The organism is Micromonospora sp. NPDC049799 (assembly GCF_040656655.1).
Lineage (GTDB): Bacteria > Actinomycetota > Actinomycetes > Mycobacteriales > Micromonosporaceae > Micromonospora.
The window spans coordinates 1-2,450 of sequence record NZ_JBFAMU010000645.1 but is presented as its reverse complement, the minus strand read 5'-3'; the positions used below and the strand labels follow the sequence as shown (position 1 = coordinate 2,450).

Sequence of the window (2,450 nt, the reverse complement as noted above, 5' to 3'; positions counted from 1 at the left end):
CGGCGCGGGGGCCGGTCACCCGGCGGCGCGACGGTGGGAGGCGCACGTGGTCGACGTCCCGCCGATCGGCTCGTACGCCTTCAGCCGGGCCGCCCGGCAGCGGGACCACCGGTCGTGCCGCCGGACCTGACGTCGCTGCCCTGGCCACCGGGCCTGAGCATCGCGGTGTTCGCCGTCGCGGGCGCGCTCACCGTGCTGGGCAGCATCCGCCTGGTCACCCTCGGCGACACCCTGGCCGACCGGACCGGTTGGGGCGAGGCGTTCTTCGGCGCGGTCTTCTTCGGCCTGGCCACCTCCCTGTCGGGCATCGTGATGACGGCGGTCGCCGCCACCTCGGCCCAGCCGGAGCTGGGCTACAGCAACGCGGTCGGCGGGATCGCCGCCCAGACCACCGCGGTCGCCGTCGCCGACGCGTTCCACCGCCGGGTCAACCTCGAACACGCCGCCGCGTCGCTGCCGAACGTGCTGTTCGGGGCGCTGCTCATCGCCCTGCTCTCCCTGGCCCTGCTGGGCAGCTTCGCCCCGGGGGCGACGGTGATCGGTGTGCACCCCGCCTCGCTGGCCATGATCGGCTGCTACGTCGGCGGCCTGCACCTCATCCGCCGCTCCGGGGCCAGTCCCCTGTGGGAGGCGGTGGCCACCACCGAGACCCTGCCGGACATCCCGCACGCCCACGGCAGCCTCGACCGGCGCAGCCCCGCCTGGCTGTGGAGCCGGTTCGTCGCCGTCGGCCTGGTCGTGGCGGCCGGCGGTTGGCTGATCGCCCTGGCCGCCGAGAGCATCGTCGTCAGCACCGGCCTGAGCGCCGGTTTCGTCGGCGCCATCCTCATGGGGGCGGTCAACGCGCTCCCGGAGACCGTCACCGCCGTCGCCGCCGTCCGCCGGGGCGCCCCCACGCTGGCCATCGCCGCGGTCCTCGGCGGGAACAGCCTGGACGCGCTCAACCTGGTGGTCGGCGACATCGCGTACCGGGACGGCTCGATCTACCACGCCGCCGGGCGCGAGGAACTGTTCGTCACGGCCAGCGCGCTGTTCATGACCACCGTTCTGCTCGGCGGCCTGCTGGTCCGGCAGGCGTGCGGCTGGGGCCGGCTCGGCTTCGAGGGAGTGCTGCTGCTGGCGAGCTACGCGGCCATGACCCTCATCCTGGCCTTCTGACACCGGCGAAGCGGCCGGCCGGGGCAGTGGCGAGACGGTGGCGGCACGACATGATGTCTGTGAGACATAAATGTGTCTGACAGACATCAGGCCCACACTGCGTTCATCGATCCACCGGCGACACGCGGCCGCACCAGACGTCCACGCGGTGGCACTGAGTGGGGGTCCCCCGGGCGGCATCGGCGGGTGAGAATGGGCGGATGGTCGCCCCCCGCTCCCGCGTGCCCCTGCTGATCCGTCCCCTCCGCGAGCCGGCCACAGTGCCGCCGCCCCTGGACGGGCCGTGGGCACCCACCGACACCCGGCTCGACGACGTCGAGCTCCTGCCTCTGCCGGAGGGTTCGGCCGGCCCGGAGGACGTGGTCATCGACCCGTCCGGGCGGGCGGTCAGCGGCGCCGAGGACGGCCGGATCTTCCGATGGCCCGCGGACGCGCCGGCCGGCACCCACCCGGAGATGCTGGCCGACACCGGCGGCCGCCCACTGGGCGTGGAGGTCGACCCCCGCGACGGCAGCCTCGTCGTCTGTGACGCGTACCGGGGTCTGCTGCGGATCACCGACGACGGGGCGGTCCGGGAGCTGAGCGGCGACGGGGAGACGCCCCACCTGGCCGACAACGCGACGATCGCCCGCGACGGCACGGTCTACTTCACCGACAGCTCGTACCGGTTCCCGGTCTCCCACTGGAAGCGGGACCTGCTGGAGCACCGGCCGAACGGGCGGGTGCTCGCGTACGACCCGGGCAGCGGGCGCACCGAGGTGGTCTGCGACGGGCTGTACTTCCCGAACGGGATCGCGCTCACCCCGGACGAGTCGGCGCTGATGCTGGTGGAGACCTCCACGCACCGGCTGGTCCGCGTCGCCCTGCCCGACGGCACGGTGACCGTGCTTGCTGACCTGCCGGCGTACCCGGACAACCTGACCCCGGTCGGCGACGGCACGTACTGGATGGCGCTGCCCAGCCCCCGGGTGCCGGTGGTCGAGCGGCTGCTGCCGCACCCCCGGCTGCGGCAGCTGGTCGCGGTGCTGCCCGCTGCCGTGCAGCCGAAACCGCTGCGCTACGGCCTGGTCGCGCTGGTCGACGGTGACGGGCGGGTGCTGCGCACCCTGCACGGGCCGTCGGGGGCGTACGACATGATCACCGGGGTGCGCCAGGACGGCGACCGGCTCTGGTTGGGCAGCCTGACCGGGCCGGGCATCGCCCGGGTGCCGCTGGCCTGAGCCGGCGCAAGCCGACGCGGAACGGCCCGCCGTCGGGCGGGCCGTTCCACGTGCCGTACGGGCTCGTCAGCC

General features: G+C 74.3%; 2 protein-coding genes. Both read left to right on the top strand.

The window, feature by feature from the left end; genetic code table 11:
• Window positions 1-114: 114 nt before the first annotated feature.
• Window positions 115-1,158 (top strand): cation transporter, encoded by a 1,044-nt coding sequence (locus AB0I76_RS27685; RefSeq protein WP_357041417.1) that lies wholly within the window; start codon window positions 115-117, stop codon window positions 1,156-1,158.
• Window positions 1,159-1,358: 200 nt separating this feature from the next.
• Window positions 1,359-2,378, top strand: a complete 1,020-nt coding sequence (locus AB0I76_RS27680; protein ID WP_357041414.1) for an SMP-30/gluconolactonase/LRE family protein — start codon at window positions 1,359-1,361, stop codon at window positions 2,376-2,378.
• Window positions 2,379-2,450 lie beyond the last annotated feature (72 nt).